The following is a 17,394-nucleotide window of genomic DNA, read 5'->3' as shown; positions in this document are numbered from 1 at the left end:
GTGAGTGAGAAGCCCAGTCAGAAGAAGCCGCGCAAACAGGCTCGGCGCGGAGACGGCTCGATCTACTGGGACGAAGCGAATCAGTACTACGTCGGTTCGATCTCGCTGGGCCTGAAACCGGACGGCTCGCGAAACCGTCCGAGTGTCCGCGGTAAGACCATGAAAGAGGTCCGCGCCAAGCTCAAGGAGCTAAAGGACGATTACGACAACGGCATTGAGCTGGGGGACAAGTACACCGTTGAGGATGCCTGCCGCGACTTCCTCGCGCGGGGCCTGCCGGTTCAGGGTGGCGAGACGGTGGACCGGCTTCGCAGCGACATCGAGAATCACATCATCCCAGGCCTGGGCAAGGCGAAGCTGAAGCGGCTGACCGCCGACGACATTGACGACTTCCTCGCCGGGTTCACCAAGACCCACGCGACCAGCACGATCCGTCGCCTGCTCGGCACCATCCGACGGATCATCCGGCTCGCACAGCGGCGAAACAAGGTAGCTCGGAACGTCGCCGAGCTGGTCGACGCGCCAAAGGGCACCAAGGGCCGGCCGAGCAAGGCGCTCAGCCTGGATGAGGGAAAGGCTATCGTTCGGCAGTGCCGCAAGAGCCGCGAGACCTGGATTCACGCCTACGTTGCGTTGTCGATGTTCACCGGCGTCCGAACTGAGGAGGCACGGCCGCTGAAGTGGGAACATACCCACCTCAACCCCGTCAAGGGCGAACGGTGCTCGTGCGGGCGGGTGCATCGTGAGACGCTTCCGGCTCATGTCGAGGTGTGGCGCTCGGTCCGCGTCAGCGGCGACACCAAGACTGAGAAGAGCCGCCGGACGGTGGCCTTGCCGGCCTACGTCGTCCGGATCTTGTCCGAGTACCGCGCCAAGCTGATCGAGGACCGGAAGCGGAACCATCACAAGTGGGAGGATCTCGTCTACGTCTTCGGGACTCGGCGCGACACGGTGAAGGAGGCGCGCAACGTCCGGCGGTTCTTCAAGGCGGTCGTGGAGGAAGCGGGCGTCGCGGGCGAGTGGGCTCCGCGGGAACTCCGGCACACCTTCGTCTCCTGGATGTCCGACCAGGGCGCTCGCGATGAGCTGATCGCCGATCTGGTCGGTCACCGAAATACGACGACCACGCGGACGGTCTATCGGAAGCAGCTCCGGCCGGTCATCACCAAAGGCGCCGAACTGCTCGATGAGGTCTTCGGCAAGGACTTCTTTGATGAGGCCTGAGACGGCCTTTGGCTCTGGATTCGGCTCTTTTCAGCCCCCGATGCTGCCCGCGTCGGGGGCTGATTGCGTGGTGGGCGCTACTGGGTTCGAACCAGTGACATCTGCCTTGTAAGGGCAGCGCTCTACCGCTGAGCTAAGCACCCTTGGGCGCGCTCGTAGGCGCGCCGAGCGACACAAAGGGTACCTGAACTCCGCCTTGGGCGCGAGTCCAGGGTCTTTGCGGGGGCAGGGGTCGTAGCCTGGCGGGATGGTGGGTGAATGGGCCGGTTATCTCGGTCGCTTCCACGAGGAGCGGGCCGGGATCACCGAGCGGGTGCTCGCACGGTCGTTCGACGGCGGGCAGCATCCTTACGAGTGGCTGGCGGGCGCCGTCTCCGGCGGGCCGGTGGTGGACGCCGCCTGCGGCAGCGCGCCGCTGTACCCGCTGCTCGGCGATCTGGGGTACCTCGGTGTGGACAACTCGGCGGGGGAGTTGAGGCTCGCCCGCAAGCGCGGGACTCCGGTCGTGCTCGCGTCGGTCACCGACCTCCCGGCGGGCGAGGGCTCGGTGGGGACCGTGGTGTGCTCGATGGCGATGCAGGTTGTCGACGGGCTGGATTGGATGCTGGCCGAGGTCGCCCGCGTCCTGCGGCCGGGCGGGCGGCTGGTCGCGACGGTGCCCGCGGCCGGGCCGCTGCGGGTCAGGGACCGGTGCTTCGCGGCGGGACTGTTCGCGGCGATCGGACGGTCGGTGACCTATCCGAACGACGCGGCCCTGCGAGCGCCATCCGATCTGGTCGGCGCGGCCGGGTTGACGCTCGTCGGCGACGAGCGAAGGCGGTTCGTGTTCCGGCTCCGGAACGCCGAGGACGCCGAGCTGCTGGTGCGGTCGCTGTACCTGCCCGGCCTGTCACGCCGCCGGCTCGGCGCGGCACTGCGTTGGGCGCGGGCGTGGGCCCGCATCGGACGCGAAGTGCCGATCCCGGTTCGGAGGCTCATCGCCACGCGGTGAGCGCGGAATGCGCTCGCGTGCCCGAGCGTTGGAGTCAGCGTGACTGAGAAGATGCGCATCGACATTTGGTCCGACGTCGCCTGCCCGTGGTGCTACGTCGGCAAGGCCCGCTTCGACAAGGCGCTCGCCGAGTTCGCCCACGCCGACCGCGTCGAGGTCCGCCACCGCTCCTACGAGCTCGACCCGACCGTGTCGGAGACCTCGAAGGTGATCGACATGCTCGCCGCCAAGTTCGGCATCACCCCCGAGAAGGCCCAGGAGAACGAGCACCACCTCGGCGCTCTGGCCGAGGCCGAGGGGCTCGAGTACCAGGCCGAAGGCAGGGACACCGGCAACACCTTCGACCTGCACCGACTGCTGCATCTCGCCGCCGATCGCGGCCTCGAGGCCGAGGCCTGGCGGGCGTTCTACACCGCCAACTTCGGCGAGCGGGCCTCGCTGTTCGATCGCGACCGGATGACCGAAGTCGCCGTCGCCGCCGGGCTCGACCGCGACGAGGTCGTCGCCGTCCTCGACGACCCCGATGCCTACGCCGACGCCGTCCGCGCCGACGAGGCCGAGGCCGCCGGGCTCGGGATCCGCGGCGTCCCTTTCTTCGTCGTCGACGGCAAGTACGGCGTCTCCGGCGCCCAGGCGACCGAACTGCACGCCGAGGTCCTCGAGAAGGCTTGGGGCGAAAGGCGACCGCAGCTGCTCAACGTCGCAGGCGACGCCGACGCCGAGGCCTGCGGACCGGACGGCTGCGCCGTGTAGTCGAGCGTGCGGCCGAATTCTTCACGGGAGGCCCGCTCCGGACTTATCCTGGGTCGAATGCCGCCAACGACAGAGGAGGCCGCCATGCCGATGGATCGCGAGACGCAACTCCGTCTGATCAACCTGCGCGACGAAACCGGTGTGCTCTCGCTCTACGTCAACGCCGACCCCCGGCAGCAGGGCTCGCAGCCGCCGTGGAGGAACCGCCTCGAGCAGGGGATCCGCACCCTGACCGACGCGGTCGACGGCGAGGTCGAAAGCCTGCTCAAGAACCGGCTCCACGAGATGGAGCTCGAGATCGAGCACCTGGTCCGCCCCGGCTCGCCGGGCGTCGGCCGGGGCCTGTTCATCCCGCTCAGCGACGGCGAGAGCTTCTCCGTCGAGATGCAGACGCCCCTGACCGATCGGGTCGTCCTCGCCCCCCGCTCCCACATCGCTCCCATGTTCGCCGCCTGGGCCGAAGGCTCGCCCTCCGGCATCGCCGTCGTCGACGGGCACGGCATGCGCATCCTCGATACCCGCTTCGGTGTCTGTGAGGAGATCTCCGGCCTCTCCTTCGAGCTCCACACGGCCGAGTGGCGCGAGTTCGCGGGTCCCGCACCGCAGAAGAGCGCCTGGGGCAAGCGCGAGGGCCAGTCGTCGTCCTCGCAGACCGACTTGTTCGACCACCGCATCGGCGAGCACCTCGCCAAGTTCCTGTCCGCCGCGCACACCACTCTGGAGAACCACGTGACGACCTTCGGCTGGGAGTTCCTGGTCGTCACCGGCGAACCCGAACTGGTCGAATCGACCTCGAAGTCGCTCAGAAACTCGCTGAAGACCGAGGTCGTGCCGTCGCAGCTCGTCCTCAGCCAGGCCACGCCGGCGCAGATCGAGCGCTCCCTGGCGCCCGAGCTCGCTGCGGCGCGGCATCGTCGCGATCAGCGGCTCGCCGAGGACTTCGCCGAAGCGCCGCCGAAGGCGTCGTTCGGCTCGACGTCGACGCTCGAGGCGCTGCAGGTCGGCCGGGTCGACCGGCTGGTCCTGGAGCGCGATTCGGTGTGGAGCGGGCAGCGCATCCCGTCCGGGGCGGTCTTGGCCGACGGCGTGGAGCAGAGCGATCCGGACGTGGCCACGGCGGTCGCCGAGGCCCGCCTCGGTGAGCAGATGATCGAGATGGCGCTGGCCACGGACGCCACGGTGTCGATTCTCGGCGACGATGTCCGCCTGCCGGAGAAGGCCGAAGGCGTCGGCGGGTTCCTGCGCTGGTGACGACCCATCATTGAAATTAGGTTATGCTAACCTAAGTCTGGCAGTACCGACAAGGGCCGCGGGTCTCTCACCTCCCGCGGCCCTTGCTGCTGTTCCGGGTCGCCGTGTCCCGAATCATTCCTTCTCGTCCTCCCGGGTCTATCGCCGCGCGCGCGACGGTGCTACCGTTAATTCATCAGATGATGAATTACGGGGATCGACCACTACCCCAAGGGAGACAGCCATGTCTGACCGGCAAGCGGAAGTCATCGTCGTCGGCGCGGGGCCCACCGGCCTCCTGCTCGCCGGGGACCTCGCCGAATCCGGCGTCGACGTCGTCGCGCTGGAGAAGCGCGACGCCGAACTGTCCAACCTCTCCCGCGCCTTCGGCGTCCACGCGCGCACCCTCGAGATGCTCGACGCCCGCGGCCTCGCCGACGAACTCCTCGACTACGGCGGCGCCCAGCTCGCCGGCATCCGGCTGTTCAACCGAGTCCGCCTCCACCTCGCCGACCTCGAGACGCGGTACCCGTTCCTGCTCATGACCCCGCAGTACGACGTGGAGGAGGTGCTCCGCCGCCGGGCGATCGAGGTCGGAGCGAGGATCCTCTACGACCACAAGGTCACCGGAGTGGACCAGGATGACGGCACCGTCACCGTCCACACCGACCGAGGCGACTTCGCCGCCGCCTACCTCGTCGGCGCCGACGGCGTCGGCAGCACCGTCCGCGAGGCCATCGGCATGCCCTACCCCGGCGAGGCGGTCCTGCGGTCGCTCATGCTCGCCGACGTCGAACTCGCCGATCCGCCGGCCGAGAGTCCCGCCGTCCAGGGCGTCAACGGCGCGTTCTGCTTCGTGGCGGACTTCGGCGACGGGTACTGGCGGATCTTCGCCTGGAACAGCGCCGATCAGAAGGACGACCACGAGCCGATCGACCTGGAGGAGATCAGCGAGGCCGCGAAGCTGGTGTTCGGCACCGACTTCGGCATGCACGACCCCCGGTGGATCTCGCGGTTCCACTCCGACGAGCGGCAGGTCCCGTCCTATCGGGACGGACGTGTCTTCCTCGCCGGCGACGCCGCCCACTGCCACTCCCCGGCCGGCGGGCAGGGCATGAACACCGGCATCCAGGACGCGGCCAACCTCTCCTGGAAACTCGCCGCCGTGCTCCGCGGCGCCGATCCGGCGCTGCTGGACACCTATGACGCCGAGCGGCACCCGGTCGGCAAGGCGGTGCTGCGCTCCAGCGGCGCCATGATCCGGATCGCGGCCTCCCGCTCGCGCCTCAAGGCCGCCGTCGGGAGCATGGCGGCCGGAGCGGTCCTCCACGTCAAGCCGCTCGCCCGCAAGGCGATGGGGCAGATCAGCGGCATCGGCATCCACTACCGACACGAGCACGACGAGCACGACGAGGTCGGACGCCGCGCCGCCGACGTCGCCCTGACCGACGGCTCCCGGCTCTACGAGCGGCTCCGCGGCGGCCGGTTCGTCGTCCTCGACAGCGCCGAGCCGTTCCAGCGAGGCCCGATCGCCGACGCCGCATCGGCCGAACCCGACGGCCTCACCCGCGTGGTCCGGCCCGACGGCTACATCGGCTGGGCGGGCGAGGACGATCCCGACCTCATCGCCTCCTATCTCCACCGACACGCCGGTCACTCCTGAACAGGGCCGGCGATGACGGCAATCCGAACAGGCATCGCTTAGTCGCATTGCGCGACAACGGGTGTTCGCGCGACGTTCACGGCAAGAGGGTTGTACCGGCATCCCTTTTGCCGTGAAATCGCTGTGTACCCTGTTCCTCCTGAGATCAGGAGATTCGATGTCAAAAGTCCTCAGTCGACGCAATGTCCTCGGAGCGGGACTCGCCTTGGGCGCCACCGCGGTCGCCGACGCGGCACTCGCCGAGACCGCCGCGGCCCAGGAGCCGGGCGAGGCGCCGCTCATCGGCCCGCCGTCGGGCGACCGACTGCACCTGCTCACCTTCAACCTCCGCTACGAAGGCGGCAACCCTTCGCCGCGCACCTGGGACGAGCGCCGACCGCTCGTTCGCACCGTCCTCAAGCGAGAGAAGCCGACGGTGCTGTTCTCGCAGGAGGGCCTCTACGGCCAGCTGCAGGACGTCCTCGAAGACCTCCGCGGCTACGACTGGGTCCACCTCGGACGCCTCGGCGGCAGCCGGAGCGAGGCCACCGCCGTCTTCTGGGACACCGGACGGCTCCGGGTCCTCGAATACGACCACCTGTGGCTCTCGGACACCCCGCGCCTCATCGGCTCCAAGGACTGGGGCAACAACGTCGTTCGGATGCTCACCTGGGTCCGCTTCCTCGACCGCAGGACCGGCAAGGACTTCTACGCCGTCAACAACCACTTCGACCACCAGTCCGACGAGGCCCGCCACAAGGGCTCCCAGATGAACGTCGACCTCATCGCCGAGTGGTCCTCCCCAGTGGTCGTCGCCGGCGACTTCAACAACGCCCCCGACACCCCGACGCGGCGGATCCTCGTCGACGGCGGCCTGGTCGACACCTACTACGAGGCCAAGGAGCAGGTCACGCCCGAGTACGGGACCTGGAACGGCTGGAACCCCGAGCCGAGCACCGAGGCCAACCGCATCGACTGGATCATGACCACGCCCGACATCGTGTGCCATCAGGCCGGAGTCAACACCTACTCCAAGAACGGCCTGAACCCGTCCGACCACTGGCCGGCCCAGGCACTGGTGTCGCTCCCGTGAGCCCGACCGGGGCGGCCGGAGCTCGGTCGCCCCGCTTTCGCCGGACGTGAGTCGCCAGGCCCGATATCGTCGCCCTCATGGTCGCCACGGAAGGTCGGCACGGGTCCGACGGCCTATCGCCGCTCATCGGCCGGGCGCGCGCGCCGCATCTCCACGTCATGAGCTACAACCTCCGCACGGCCAACGGCACGGCGCCGCACTCGTGGGCCCGGCGACGGCCGCTCGTCGCCGCCATGCTCGAACGCGAGCGCCCGACCGTGCTGTGCACCCAGGAGGGCCGCTACCGCCAGCTGCTCGAGCTCAGGGCCGACCTCGACGGCTACGACTGGGTCCACCTCGGACGCGAAGGCGGGTCCCGAGGCGAGGCCACCGCGATCTTCTGGGACGCTTCGCGCTTGGCGCCGCTCGAATACGACCACCTGTGGCTCTCCCGGCGCCCGTACCTGATCGGCTCGCGCAGCTGGCGCAGCCGCGCGGTCCGCATGCTCACCTGGGTCCGCTTCGCGGACCTGGAGACCGGCCGGGACTTCCATGTGGTCGACAACCACCTGGACCACCGCTCGGAGCGGGCCCGGCGCAAAGGCGCGGGGATCAATCTGAAGGTGGTCGGCCGGTTCGAAGCGCCGGCGATCGTGGCCGGCGACTTCAACTGCGACACCGGCTCGAGGGCCTACCGGATGCTCACGCGGGCCGGCCTGGTCGACACCTGGAAGGCGGCCGCCGAGCGGGCGACGCCCGAGTGGGGCACCTTCAACCACTGGCGCCCCGAGCCGGTGGCGGACGGGCCGCGCATCGACTGGATCCTGGCGCGGCCCGGCTTCGAGGTCCACCGGGCCGCCGTCAACGCCTACACCGAGGACGGCGTGACGCCTTCGGACCACTGGCCGGTCCAGGCCCTGGTCAGCCTCACGTAGCCAGCAGCTCTCGGATCTCGCGCACGGCCGCGCGCCCGGCCCGGTTCGCGCCGATGGTGCTGGCCGAAGGGCCGTATCCGACGAGGTGGACGCGCGGATCGGCGGCCACGCGGGTGCCGTCCATCGCGATGCCGCCGCGCGGTCCGCGCAGCTTCAGCGGCGCCAGGTGGTCGAGCGCGGCGCGGAAGCCGGTGGCCCACAGGATCGTGTCGACCTCGACGAACCTCCCGTCGTCCCAGGCCAGGCCGCCGGGCTCGATGCGATCGAAGATCGGCAGCCGGTCGAGAACACCGTCCTCGCGGGCGGCGCGGATCTCGTCGGTGAGCGGCAGGCCCGTGGCGCTGATGACGCTGGCGGGCCGCAGACCCCGCCGCACCCGCTCCTCCACCTTCGCCACGACCTCGCGGCCGTACTCGGGGTCGAAGTCGCCCTCGCGCCATTGGGGCGCCCGCCGGGTGACCCAGTGGGTCTCGGCGGCGGACGGGTGGATCTCCATGAGGTGCTGAACGCCGGAGATGCCGCCGCCGACGACCGCCACCCGCCGGTCCTCGAACTCCCACGGGCCGCGGTACTGCGCGGTGTGGAGCTGCCTGCCGGCGAACGACTCCTGGCCCGGGTAGCGGGGCCAGAACGGCCGGTCCCACGTCCCGGTGGCGTTGATCAGCGCCCGGGCGAGCCAGGTGCCGCGGTCGGTGTCGACCTCCAGGCGCTTGTCCGGCAGCGAGCGGACCGATTGGACCGACACCGGCCGCTGGACGCGCAGGTCGAAGGCCCGCTCGTAGTCGGCGAAGTAGTCCGGGATGACCTCGGCCACCGGCGTGGAGGGATCCGGCTCGGGCACCGGCATCCCCGGGAGCCGGTAGACGCGGTTGACGGTCGCGAACGTCAGCGTCGGCCACCGGTGCTGCCAGGCGCCGCCCGGGCCGGGGGAGTGGTCGAGCACGACGAACCCGGTCTCCGGTTCGAAGTGGCGGCGCAGGAAGCGGGCGGCCGAGAGCCCGGCCTGACCGGCCCCGACGACGACCACCTCGACTTCGTGCACCATGTCCGGTTCAACCGCCGCGGCGGCGGCGCGATTCCGCGAGGTGAGCCCGTTCACCGAGACGGCGAGCGGGGCGGGTCCGAGACCGGACCCGCCCCGCTCGCTCGTCGTCGGCTACTCCGCCAGGAGGCCCCGCAGCACGTACTGCAGGATGCCGCCGTTGCGGTAGTAGGCGGCCTCGCCCGGGGTGTCCAGGCGGACCTGGGCCTCGAAGGTCTTCTCGGTGCCGTCGGCGGCGACGGCCTTGACCGTCACCGTCTCGGGGATGCCGTCGTTGATCGCGGTCATGCCGGTGATCGAGACGGTCTCCTCTCCCGACAGGCCCAGGCTCTGGTGCGACTCGCCTTCGGGGAACTGCAGCGGCAGCACGCCCATGCCGATCAGGTTCGAACGGTGGATGCGCTCGTAGGACTCGGCGATGACGGCCTTGACGCCGAGCAGTCGCGTGCCCTTGGCGGCCCAGTCGCGGCTGGAGCCGGTGCCGTACTCCTTGCCGGCCAGCACCACCAGGGGCGTTCCGGCCGCGGCGTAGTTCTGGGCGGCGTCGTAGATGGTCGACACCGGTCCGTCGTCCTGCGTGAAGTCGCGGGTCCAGCCGCCCTCGGTGCCGGGGGCGAGCTGGTTGCGCAAGCGGATGTTGGCGAAGGTGCCGCGCACCATCACCTCGTGGTTGCCGCGGCGCGAGCCGTAGGAGTTGAAGTCCTTGGGCTCGACGCCCTTGGACTTCAGGTACTCGCCGGCGGGCGAGTCGGCCTTGATCGCCCCGGCCGGCGAGATGTGGTCGGTCGTGACCGAGTCGGCGAGCTTGGCGAGCACGCGGGCGCCCTCGACGTCCTCGACCGGGGGCGGGGTCGCCGGCATCCCGTCGAAGTAGGGCGCCTTGCGGACGTAGGTCGAGGCGTCGTCCCACTCGAAGGTCTTCCCGGTCGGGATCGGCAGGCTCCGCCAGGTCTCGTCACCGTCGAAGACCGAGGCGTACTCGTTCAGGAACATGTCGCGGCCGATGTTGCCGTCGACGACCTCGCGGATGTCGTCGGTCGTCGGCCAGATGTCGCGCAGGTACACGTCCTGGCCGTCGGAGCCCTTGCCGATCGGGTCGTTGGCGAGGTTCACGTCCATCGAACCCGCCAGCGCGTACGCGACCACCAGCGGCGGGCTGGCGAGGTAGTTCATCTTGACGTCGGGGTTGATGCGGCCCTCGAAGTTCCGGTTGCCCGACAGGACGGAGGTGACGGCCAGGTCGCCGGTGTGCACGGCGCGGGAGATGTCCTCCGGCAGCGGGCCGGAGTTGCCGATGCAGGTGGTGCAGCCGTAGCCGACGAGGTTGAACCCGAGCTTGTCCAGGTAGGACGAGAGTCCGGCGCGCTGCAGGTAGCCGGTGACGACCTGCGAGCCCGGCGCCAGGGAGGTCTTGACCCAGGGCTTGACCTGGAGCCCGGCCTCGACGGCGTTCTTGGCCAGCATCCCGGCGCCGACCATGACGTACGGGTTGGAGGTGTTGGTGCAGGAGGTGATCGCGGCGATGACGACGTCGCCGTGGTCGATCTCGAACACGCCCTCCTCGGTCTTGACCGTCTGCGGGTTGTGCGGGCGGTCGCCGTTGGGCGTGACCGCGGGCGAGTCGGAGGCGGGGAAGGACTCGACGCTGCCCTCGTCCGTGGTGACGTAGTTGGCCACGTCGCGCCGCCACTGGTGGTCGGCCGCGTCGAGCGCGATGCGGTCCTGCGGGCGCTTGGGGCCGGCGATGGAGGGCACCACGGTCGAGAGGTCGAGTTCGAGGTACTCGGAGTAGGCGGCCTCGCGGTTCGGGTCGTGCCACAGGCCCTGGGCCTTGGCGTAGGCCTCGACCAGTTCGATCTGCTCGTCGCTGCGGCCGGTGAGGCGCAGGTACTCGACGGTGCGCTCGTCGATCGGGAAGATCGCGCAGGTGGAGCCGAACTCGGGGCTCATGTTGCCGAGCGTGGCGCGGTCGGCGACCGGCACGCTGGCGACGCCGTCGCCGTAGAACTCGACGAACTTGCCGACCACGCCGTGCTCGCGGAGGATTTCGGTGATGGTGAGGACCAGGTCGGTGGCGGTGGCGCCCGCGGGGAGGTCGCCGGTGAGCTTGAATCCGAGGACGCGCGGGATGAGCATCGAGATCGGCTGGCCGAGCATGGCCGCCTCGGCCTCGATGCCGCCGACGCCCCAGCCGAGCACGCCGATGCCGTTCTCCATGGTGGTGTGGGAGTCGGTGCCGACACAGGTGTCGGGGTAGGCCTTGCCGTCGCGGACCATGACCACGCGCGCCAGATGCTCGATGTTGACCTGGTGGACGATGCCGGTGCCGGGCGGGACGACCTTGAACTCGTCGAAGGCGGTCTGGCCCCAGCGCAGGAACTGGTAGCGCTCGCGGTTGCGCTCGTATTCGCGTTCGACGTTGCGCTTGAAGGAGTCGGGGTGGCCGAAGAAGTCGACGATGACCGAGTGGTCGATGACCATCTCGGCGGGCGCGAGCGGGTTGATCTGGCTCGGGTCGCCGCCGAGGTCGCGGACGGCCTCGCGCATGGTGGCGAGGTCGACCACGCACGGCACTCCGGTGAAGTCCTGCATGATCACGCGGGCGGGCGTGAACTGGATCTCGGTGCTGGGCTTGGCGGCCGGGTCCCAGGAGCCGAGCGCGCGGATGTGGTCGGCGGTGATGTTCGCGCCGTCCTCGTTGCGCAGCAGGTTCTCCAGCAGGACCTTGAGGCTGTAGGGCAGGCGGTCGTGCCCCTCGACCGTGTCGATGCGGAAGATGTCGTATTCGTCATCGCCGACCCGCAGGGCCTTGCGGGCGCCGAAGGAGTCCGTACTCACCATGAGAGCTCCTGATTCTGGTCTGAGTTGTCGGTCTCAGTCTGCCGCAATGTCGCGTGCCGACGCTGAAGGTCGGCCGGGTGGGGAGCGGCGGCACATCGTCCGGCCGGCTCGCGGTTCGTCGGCACCGCGGCGACTGAGAAGTAAACAGTACGTCCGTCTTGTTTAATGGAGACCAGAGTACCACTTCGCTGCGCGGTGTCGGGAAGTGTCCGATGTCGTATTGGACGAAGGCTCTCGCAGCGGTTTTAGTGGCCGGCGGCGGCGGGCGGTTGGTGTGCGGTGTTGTCGCCGCCGCCGGCCCGGTGCGGTGGATATAAGCCTAAAATCGGACTATACGCGGTGGGTGTCGGCGCCTCGCAGCGGGGCGGGGTCAGCGCTCGTCGGCGCGTCGCGGACCGGCCTCACGCTGGGCCGCGAGCCAGGTCTCCACGTCGTCCGCGGCGCGCGGCAGCCCCGCTGAAAGATTCTCGCATCCTTCGGCGGTGACGCGGACGTCGTCCTCGATGCGGACGCCGATCCCCCGCAGCTCCTCCGGCACGAGCTCGTCGTTGGGCTGGAAGTACAGGCCCGGCTCCACCGTCAGCACGTGGTTCTCCTCGACCCTGCCGCGGTAGTAGTGCTCCGGACGCGAAGCCGCGCAGTCGTGCACGTCGATCCCGAGCATGTGCCCGAAACCGTGCAGCGTCCAGCGCCGGTACACCAGCGAGTCCTTGGCGAGCGCCTCGTCCACCGACACCGGCAGCACGCCGAGGTCGCCGAGCCCCTCGGCCAGCACCCGCATGCACGTCTGGTGGATCTCCTGGAACTCCGTGCCCGGCTTGATGACGTCCATGCCCGCCTGCTGCGAGGCGTGGACGATCTCGTAGACCTCCCGCTGGAGCGGCGTGAACCTGCCACTGACCGGAATCGTCCGGGTCACGTCCGCGGTGTAGAGGTTGTCGTTCTCCACGCCCATGTCCATCAGGATCAGCTCGCCGGGCGTCGTGCGCCCGTCGTTGGTGATCCAGTGCAGCGTGGTCGCGTGCGAACCGGCGCCGACGATGGAGTCGTACCCGATGCCGTTGCCCTCGACTCGGGCCCGCGTGCCGAAGACCCCTTCGATGAGCCGCTCGGGGATCGAACCGACCGCCGGTAGCATCCGCGCCACGTCCTCGAAACCGCGCACCGTCGCGTCGACGGCCTCCCGCAGCTGCGCGATCTCCCAGGCGTCCTTGGTCAGCCGCAGCTCCGAGAGCACCGCCGCCAGCTCCTGGTCGCGCGTCAGCGCCGGACGGCCCTCGGCGTCCACGCCGGCCTCCTCGGCCTCGAACCGGGCGTCGACCGCCGGGTCGAATCCGCGCAGCACCCGGACCTTCGAGCGCCCCAGCCCGTCGAGGGCCCCGCCGAGCGTCTCGACGTCCCGGCACTCGATGCCCAGCAGCGTCGAAGTCTCCTCCAGCGACCGCTGGCGACCGATCCACAGCTCGCCGTACTTGGCCGACCGGAAGAACTCGTCGGAGTCGGTGCCCTTGCGCGGCCGGCGGTAGAGCACCGCGTCGTGGCCCGAACCGCTCGGGTGCAGCACCAGCACCCCTTCGGGATCGAGGTCGCCGGTCAGCCACGCGAAGTCCGAGCCGGCCCTGAACCGGTAGAAGGTGTCGTTGGCGCGCACCTTCTCCGCCCCGGTGGGCACCACGACGGTCTCGCCGGGGAAGGCATCGGAGAGCGCCTCGCGGCGGCGCGCGTGGTACGGCGCCTGCTCCAGCTCCGCGACCCGCAGCTGCGAAGGACCCCAGCCCGAACGCATGAACTGCAGGAACTTCTCGGGGAACTTGGGATCGTGCGGCCGCTCGCCCGACTTCTTCTCAGCCATCGCAGCTCCTTCTCTCCGGCTCGGGTTGCAAGCTTCCCCCTGACGGTACCGCGCGGGCCCGACCGCGGACGCGGTCATGTCGCGCACCGGCCGACGCGAGCCCGGGCTACCCTGAGGACCGTGACCGATCGCGCCAATTCGTCGCTCAATCCGTCCCCCGGGCCGGGGGCGGACTCCTCGCGTTCGAGCGTCTCCCTCCCCGCCGACCAGGTCGAACAGATCCGACGTCTGGTCGCGATCGGGCGGGCGGCGTCGGTGTCCGACTACGTCGTGGCCGCCGTGGCCGAGCGCCTCGAACGCGACCGATCCCTCAACGAGCTCCAAGACCTGTTCGAACGCAAGGGCCAGGCCCCCAGCGCCGAGCACCTGGCCTGGGCCCGCGAGGTCCTCGGCGTCAACAACGACGAGGGCGAGGGCAGAACGTGATCGGTGGCCGAATCCTGGACGTGTCGGCCATCGTCGGTTTCGCCACCTCCATGCCCTACCCGCAGGCCGTGGTGTTCACCGCTCTCGAGCAGAACGTGGTGCTCGCCATCCCGTCGGGGGCGCTGGCGGAGGCGTGGGCGCAGGCCAGGCGCCGCGACCGCGACGCCCTCCTGGTGCTGCTCGGCCTGCCGGTGACCGTGGTCATGGAACTCGACAAGAAGTCGGCCCGCGACGTCGGCCTGATGCTCTCCCGGTCCCGACAGCACGGCAACATCGCCGCCGGCCACGTGGCCTGGTGTGGCCTGAACCGCCCCGGCTGGCCCATAGTGACCGGCGAACCGAAGACGCTGCTGGCATTCGACTCCGGTCTGGAGATAGACCAGCTGCCGTAAGGGAACCCTGGAGGAGAGACGCATGGAAGCCACACGGGAGAAGTCGATGACCGAGGTCGGGCCACTCGAATACAAGCCGCGCAAGTCCCGCATCGGGGCGTGGGTCGGTGCGATCCTCTTCGCCGGATCGGCGTTCGCGCTCTCCTTCACACTCGGCGCCACCACTCCCGAGGGCGGCACGATCACCTGGGTCGACCAGGCCGCCATGGTCGGGCTCGGCCTCATCGGCGGCGGGGTCATCCTGCTGTTCCTGCGGCTGCGGGTGCGCGCCGACGAGCACGGCGTCGAGGTGCGCAACGTCGTCTCCACCCACCGCCTGCCCTGGGACGTGGTGGTCGACCTGTCCCTGCCCGCCCGGATGCAGTGGGCGATCATGGAGCTGGCCGACGACGACGAGCTGCCGATCATGGCGATCCAGCTCTCCGACAAGGAGCGCGCCGCCGAGGCCATCCGGCACCTGAGGGCCCTGCTGGAACAGTCGCGGAGCTCATAGGGACTCCCGGGGACCCGGCGCCGGGATGGGGTTATACTTAGTCGCTGTGCGCGCCGACGAGTCGCGCACCGAAAGCGGAGCCCAGCTCCCACCCTCAGCCCTCAGGGCGAACGGGTCGCACACGCCACTCACCACGAGTGCGTCGTGTCATGGAATGGGCCTTGGCTGACGCAGCCAGGGCTTTTTTATTGGGAACTGGGGCCTGCTGTGTGGCCGCGCCGACGCGCGGACACGCGACCGTAGAAGAAACTAGGGGCGCCGATGCACCCGCACCGGCGAGAATTGCAATCAAGGAGGCCCCATCAGCGATTTGCGCGTTAACGACCAGATCCGGGCACGCGAAGTGCGCCTGGTCGGCCCGCAGGGCGAACAGGTCGGCATCGTCTCGATCGACAAGGCCCTGCAGTTGGCCGCCGACGTCGACATGGACCTGGTCGAGGTTGCGCCAACAGCACGCCCGCCGGTCTGCAAGCTCATGGACTACGGCAAGTACAAGTACGAGTCCGCGCAGAAGGCCCGCGCCTCGCGCCGCAACCAGCAGCAGACCGTCATCAAGGAAATGAAGCTTCGGCCGAAGATCGACACGCACGACTACGAGACCAAAAAGGGTCACATCGTGCGGTTCCTCAAGGCCGGCGACAAGGTCAAGATCACCATCATGTTCCGCGGCCGCGAGCAGTCCCGCCCCGAACTGGGCCGGCGCCTGCTCGACAAGCTCGCCGAAGAGATCGCCGGCCTCGGCTCGGTCGAATCGGCTCCGAAGCAGGACGGCCGCAACATGGTCATGGTGGTGGCGCCCCACCGCCCGAAGGGCGACGCCAAGGGCGGCGGGCGCAAGGGCGGACGCGACCGCGCCCCCGACAGCGCGGCCGCCGAGTAGCGACCGCCCGAACGCCGAGACTCGAGCGGGCGCCGCGAGCGCCCGCTGAGCCGCGGCCATCGAACACAAGGAGAAGCACGATGCCGAAGAACAAGACCCACAGCGGCACCAAGAAGCGGTTCAAGGTCACCGGTTCTGGCAAGCTGATGCGCCGCCAGGCTGGCAAGAACCACCTGCTGGAGCACAAGACCTCCAAGCTCAAGCGCAGCAAGGACGGCCGCACCGAGGTGGCCAAGGCCGACCAGAAGCAGGTCAAGAAGCTCCTCGGCCGCTAGCCCTCCGTTGACTCAATCCGCTTTATCGCAAGGAGAATGAACTGTGGCACGCGTTAAGCGTTCGGTGAACGCCAAGAAGAAGCGTCGCACCGTACTCGAGGAGGCCAAGGGCTACCGAGGCCAGCGCTCCCGCCTGTACCGCAAGGCCAAAGAGCAGCTGCTGCACTCGTACACCTACTCCTACCGGGACCGCAAGGCCCGCAAGCGGGAGTTCCGCAAGCTGTGGATCACCCGCATCAACGCGGCCGCCCGCGCCAACGGCATCAGCTACAACCGCTTCATGCAGGGCCTCAAGCTCGCCGAAGTGGAAGTCGACCGCAAGATCCTCGCCGAACTGGCCGTGAACGACCCGGCCGCCTTCACCGGACTGGTCGAGGTCGCGAAGGCCGCCCTCCCCGAGGACGTCAACGCCCCCGCCGAGCAGTAGATGGCATCCGACTCACCCGGGACGGACGCGCTCACCGCGCGATCGTCCCGGGTCGTCGCCGCCAGGAAGCTCCAGCGCCGCCGCGGCCGCGACAAGGCCGAGCGGTTCCTCGCCGAAGGACCCCAGGCCGTGCGCGAAGCGATCGGGGCCCGAGCCGTGGAAGACCTGTTCTACGACCTCGACGCCGACGTCCGCCACAGCGACCTCGTCGACGCCGCCCTCGCCGCCGGCGCCCACATCCACCCCGTCACCGACGAGGCCCTCGCCTCGCTGGCCGAGACCGTCACCCCGCAGGGTCTGGTCGCCGTCTGCCGCTTCCTCGACCAGCGGCTCCCTCCCGAAGCCGATCTGGTCGCGGTCCTCCACGGCATCACCGACCCCGGCAACGCCGGCACGGTCCTGCGCGCGGCCGACGCCGCCGGCGCCGACTGCGTGGTGTTCGGCACCGACTCGGTGGACCCCTACAACGGCAAGTGCGTGCGCTCGTCGGCCGGAAGCCTGTTCCACCTGCCGGTCATCCGCGGCGCCGACACCGCCGAGCTGCTGGACGTGTTCGACCACGCCCAGATCCTCGCCGCCGACGCCGGAGGCGAGGACCTCTTCGCGCTCGGCGCGAACGGCGAACTCGACGCGCCGACGGTATGGCTGTTCGGCTCCGAGGCCCACGGCCTCGACGACGGCACCGCGCTCCTGGCCCACCGGCGCGTCGGGGTGCCCGTCTGGGGCAGGGCCGAGAGCCTCAACCTCGCCGTCGCCGCGGGCGTGTGCCTTTACGCGAGTGCGTCGGCGCAGCGCCAGGCGTTATGATTGCCGCATGTCTTACGGCTACCGCTCATTTATCCAGCCCGCCGGGTGCGGGCTGTGGCGCTAGCCGACCACACACTCCCTGGCGGGCTGCGGCCGAGCCGCGCGGCTTCCC

17 protein-coding genes and 1 tRNA gene are annotated in these 17,394 nt (G+C 69.6%); 14 read left to right on the top strand and 4 right to left on the bottom strand.

From position 1 onward, the window contains the following. The gene (locus ACYVL2_RS17495; protein ID WP_460545682.1) at positions 1 to 1,224 is read left to right on the top strand and encodes a site-specific integrase; all 1,224 of its coding nucleotides are present in this window, start codon (positions 1 to 3) and stop codon (positions 1,222 to 1,224) included. A 68-nt stretch (positions 1,225 to 1,292) separates the two neighbouring features. Here ACYVL2_RS17495 and ACYVL2_RS17490 read toward each other — a convergent pair. After that, positions 1,293 to 1,367 (bottom strand) — tRNA-Val (locus ACYVL2_RS17490). 104 nt (positions 1,368 to 1,471) lie between these two features. Between ACYVL2_RS17490 and ACYVL2_RS17485 the strand changes: the two genes are divergently transcribed. The 6 genes from ACYVL2_RS17485 (at position 1,472) to ACYVL2_RS17460 (ending at position 7,847) form a co-directional block, all read left to right on the top strand. Further along, positions 1,472 to 2,215, top strand: a complete 744-nt coding sequence (locus ACYVL2_RS17485) for a class I SAM-dependent methyltransferase (RefSeq protein ID WP_460545680.1) — start codon at positions 1,472 to 1,474, stop codon at positions 2,213 to 2,215. 51 nt (positions 2,216 to 2,266) lie between these two features. Beyond that, entirely contained in the window at positions 2,267 to 2,968 is a 702-nt protein-coding gene (locus tag ACYVL2_RS17480) for a DsbA family oxidoreductase (RefSeq protein ID WP_460545720.1), read from the top strand. 57 nt (positions 2,969 to 3,025) lie between these two features. Continuing rightward, positions 3,026 to 4,219, top strand: coding sequence for a VLRF1 family aeRF1-type release factor (locus tag ACYVL2_RS17475; protein WP_460545678.1), 1,194 nt, complete (start codon positions 3,026 to 3,028; stop codon positions 4,217 to 4,219). 223 nt (positions 4,220 to 4,442) lie between these two features. Then, on the top strand, positions 4,443 to 5,861 hold the full coding sequence (locus tag ACYVL2_RS17470) for an FAD-dependent monooxygenase family protein (RefSeq protein WP_460545676.1): 1,419 nt from the start codon (positions 4,443 to 4,445) through the stop codon (positions 5,859 to 5,861). A 157-nt stretch (positions 5,862 to 6,018) separates the two neighbouring features. Beyond that, entirely contained in the window at positions 6,019 to 6,933 is a 915-nt protein-coding gene (locus ACYVL2_RS17465) for an endonuclease/exonuclease/phosphatase family protein (RefSeq protein WP_460545674.1), read from the top strand. 77 nt (positions 6,934 to 7,010) lie between these two features. Continuing rightward, positions 7,011 to 7,847 carry an endonuclease/exonuclease/phosphatase family protein gene (locus ACYVL2_RS17460; protein WP_460545672.1) on the top strand — a complete coding sequence of 279 codons (837 nt, stop codon included), beginning with the start codon at positions 7,011 to 7,013 and terminating at the stop codon, positions 7,845 to 7,847. On the opposite strand, the gene ACYVL2_RS17455 is transcribed toward ACYVL2_RS17460, so the two are convergent. The 3 genes from ACYVL2_RS17455 to ACYVL2_RS17445 all read right to left on the bottom strand — a co-directional run bounded on the left by ACYVL2_RS17455 (position 7,840) and on the right by ACYVL2_RS17445 (position 13,582). Beyond that, the gene (locus tag ACYVL2_RS17455) at positions 7,840 to 8,892 is read right to left on the bottom strand and encodes an NAD(P)-binding domain-containing protein (RefSeq protein WP_460545670.1); all 1,053 of its coding nucleotides are present in this window, start codon (positions 8,890 to 8,892) and stop codon (positions 7,840 to 7,842) included. The two genes, ACYVL2_RS17460 and ACYVL2_RS17455, sit on opposite strands and share 8 nt — an antisense overlap. A gap of 111 nt (positions 8,893 to 9,003) precedes the next feature. After that, the gene (gene acnA / locus ACYVL2_RS17450; protein ID WP_460545718.1) at positions 9,004 to 11,727 is read right to left on the bottom strand and encodes an aconitate hydratase AcnA; all 2,724 of its coding nucleotides are present in this window, start codon (positions 11,725 to 11,727) and stop codon (positions 9,004 to 9,006) included. A gap of 373 nt (positions 11,728 to 12,100) precedes the next feature. After that, positions 12,101 to 13,582 (bottom strand): aminopeptidase P family protein, encoded by a 1,482-nt coding sequence (locus tag ACYVL2_RS17445; RefSeq protein ID WP_460545668.1) that lies wholly within the window; start codon positions 13,580 to 13,582, stop codon positions 12,101 to 12,103. Between the two features lie 120 nt (positions 13,583 to 13,702). On the opposite strand from ACYVL2_RS17445, the gene ACYVL2_RS17440 reads away from it, so the two are divergent. The 7 genes from ACYVL2_RS17440 (at position 13,703) to ACYVL2_RS17410 (ending at position 17,282) form a co-directional block, all read left to right on the top strand. Continuing rightward, the gene (locus ACYVL2_RS17440) at positions 13,703 to 14,008 is read left to right on the top strand and encodes a ribbon-helix-helix domain-containing protein (RefSeq protein WP_460545666.1); all 306 of its coding nucleotides are present in this window, start codon (positions 13,703 to 13,705) and stop codon (positions 14,006 to 14,008) included. Next, entirely contained in the window at positions 14,005 to 14,400 is a 396-nt protein-coding gene (locus ACYVL2_RS17435; RefSeq protein ID WP_460545664.1) for a hypothetical protein, read from the top strand. Before ACYVL2_RS17440 ends, ACYVL2_RS17435 begins: the two co-directional genes overlap by 4 nt. 22 nt (positions 14,401 to 14,422) lie before the next feature. Further along, the gene (locus tag ACYVL2_RS17430; protein WP_460545662.1) at positions 14,423 to 14,893 is read left to right on the top strand and encodes a PH domain-containing protein; all 471 of its coding nucleotides are present in this window, start codon (positions 14,423 to 14,425) and stop codon (positions 14,891 to 14,893) included. Between the two features lie 310 nt (positions 14,894 to 15,203). Then, the gene (gene infC, locus ACYVL2_RS17425) at positions 15,204 to 15,773 is read left to right on the top strand and encodes a translation initiation factor IF-3 (RefSeq protein WP_460545660.1); all 570 of its coding nucleotides are present in this window, start codon (positions 15,204 to 15,206) and stop codon (positions 15,771 to 15,773) included. A gap of 80 nt (positions 15,774 to 15,853) precedes the next feature. Next, entirely contained in the window at positions 15,854 to 16,048 is a 195-nt protein-coding gene (gene rpmI, locus ACYVL2_RS17420; protein WP_460545658.1) for a large ribosomal subunit protein bL35, read from the top strand. A gap of 43 nt (positions 16,049 to 16,091) precedes the next feature. Beyond that, positions 16,092 to 16,475 carry a 50S ribosomal protein L20 gene (gene rplT / locus ACYVL2_RS17415; RefSeq protein WP_460545656.1) on the top strand — a complete coding sequence of 128 codons (384 nt, stop codon included), beginning with the start codon at positions 16,092 to 16,094 and terminating at the stop codon, positions 16,473 to 16,475. After that, positions 16,476 to 17,282, top strand: coding sequence for a TrmH family RNA methyltransferase (locus tag ACYVL2_RS17410; protein ID WP_460545654.1), 807 nt, complete (start codon positions 16,476 to 16,478; stop codon positions 17,280 to 17,282). It abuts the gene before it with no gap. Positions 17,283 to 17,394: the final 112 nt, after the last annotated feature.

Source organism: Glycomyces halotolerans, assembly GCF_054779575.1.
Note: the sequence above shows the minus strand (reverse complement) of the source record. Positions and strands in the feature narration are given on the sequence as shown.

Bases quoted from the DNA above. Each gene is read 5' to 3' on its own strand.
- ACYVL2_RS17455 (WP_460545670.1), bottom strand. From the start codon at position 8,892: ATGGTGCACGAAGTCGAGGTGGTCGTCGTCGGGGCCGGTCAGGCCGGG.
- ACYVL2_RS17460 (WP_460545672.1), top strand. From the start codon at position 7,011: ATGGTCGCCACGGAAGGTCGGCACGGGTCCGACGGCCTATCGCCGCTC.
- ACYVL2_RS17470 (WP_460545676.1), top strand. From the start codon at position 4,443: ATGTCTGACCGGCAAGCGGAAGTCATCGTCGTCGGCGCGGGGCCCACC.
- ACYVL2_RS17445 (WP_460545668.1), bottom strand. From the start codon at position 13,582: ATGGCTGAGAAGAAGTCGGGCGAGCGGCCGCACGATCCCAAGTTCCCC.
- ACYVL2_RS17410 (WP_460545654.1), top strand. From the start codon at position 16,476: ATGGCATCCGACTCACCCGGGACGGACGCGCTCACCGCGCGATCGTCC.
- ACYVL2_RS17430 (WP_460545662.1), top strand. From the start codon at position 14,423: ATGGAAGCCACACGGGAGAAGTCGATGACCGAGGTCGGGCCACTCGAA.
- rpmI (WP_460545658.1), top strand. From the start codon at position 15,854: ATGCCGAAGAACAAGACCCACAGCGGCACCAAGAAGCGGTTCAAGGTC.
- ACYVL2_RS17485 (WP_460545680.1), top strand. From the start codon at position 1,472: ATGGTGGGTGAATGGGCCGGTTATCTCGGTCGCTTCCACGAGGAGCGG.
- ACYVL2_RS17480 (WP_460545720.1), top strand. From the start codon at position 2,267: ATGCGCATCGACATTTGGTCCGACGTCGCCTGCCCGTGGTGCTACGTC.
- ACYVL2_RS17475 (WP_460545678.1), top strand. From the start codon at position 3,026: ATGCCGCCAACGACAGAGGAGGCCGCCATGCCGATGGATCGCGAGACG.
- ACYVL2_RS17465 (WP_460545674.1), top strand. From the start codon at position 6,019: ATGTCAAAAGTCCTCAGTCGACGCAATGTCCTCGGAGCGGGACTCGCC.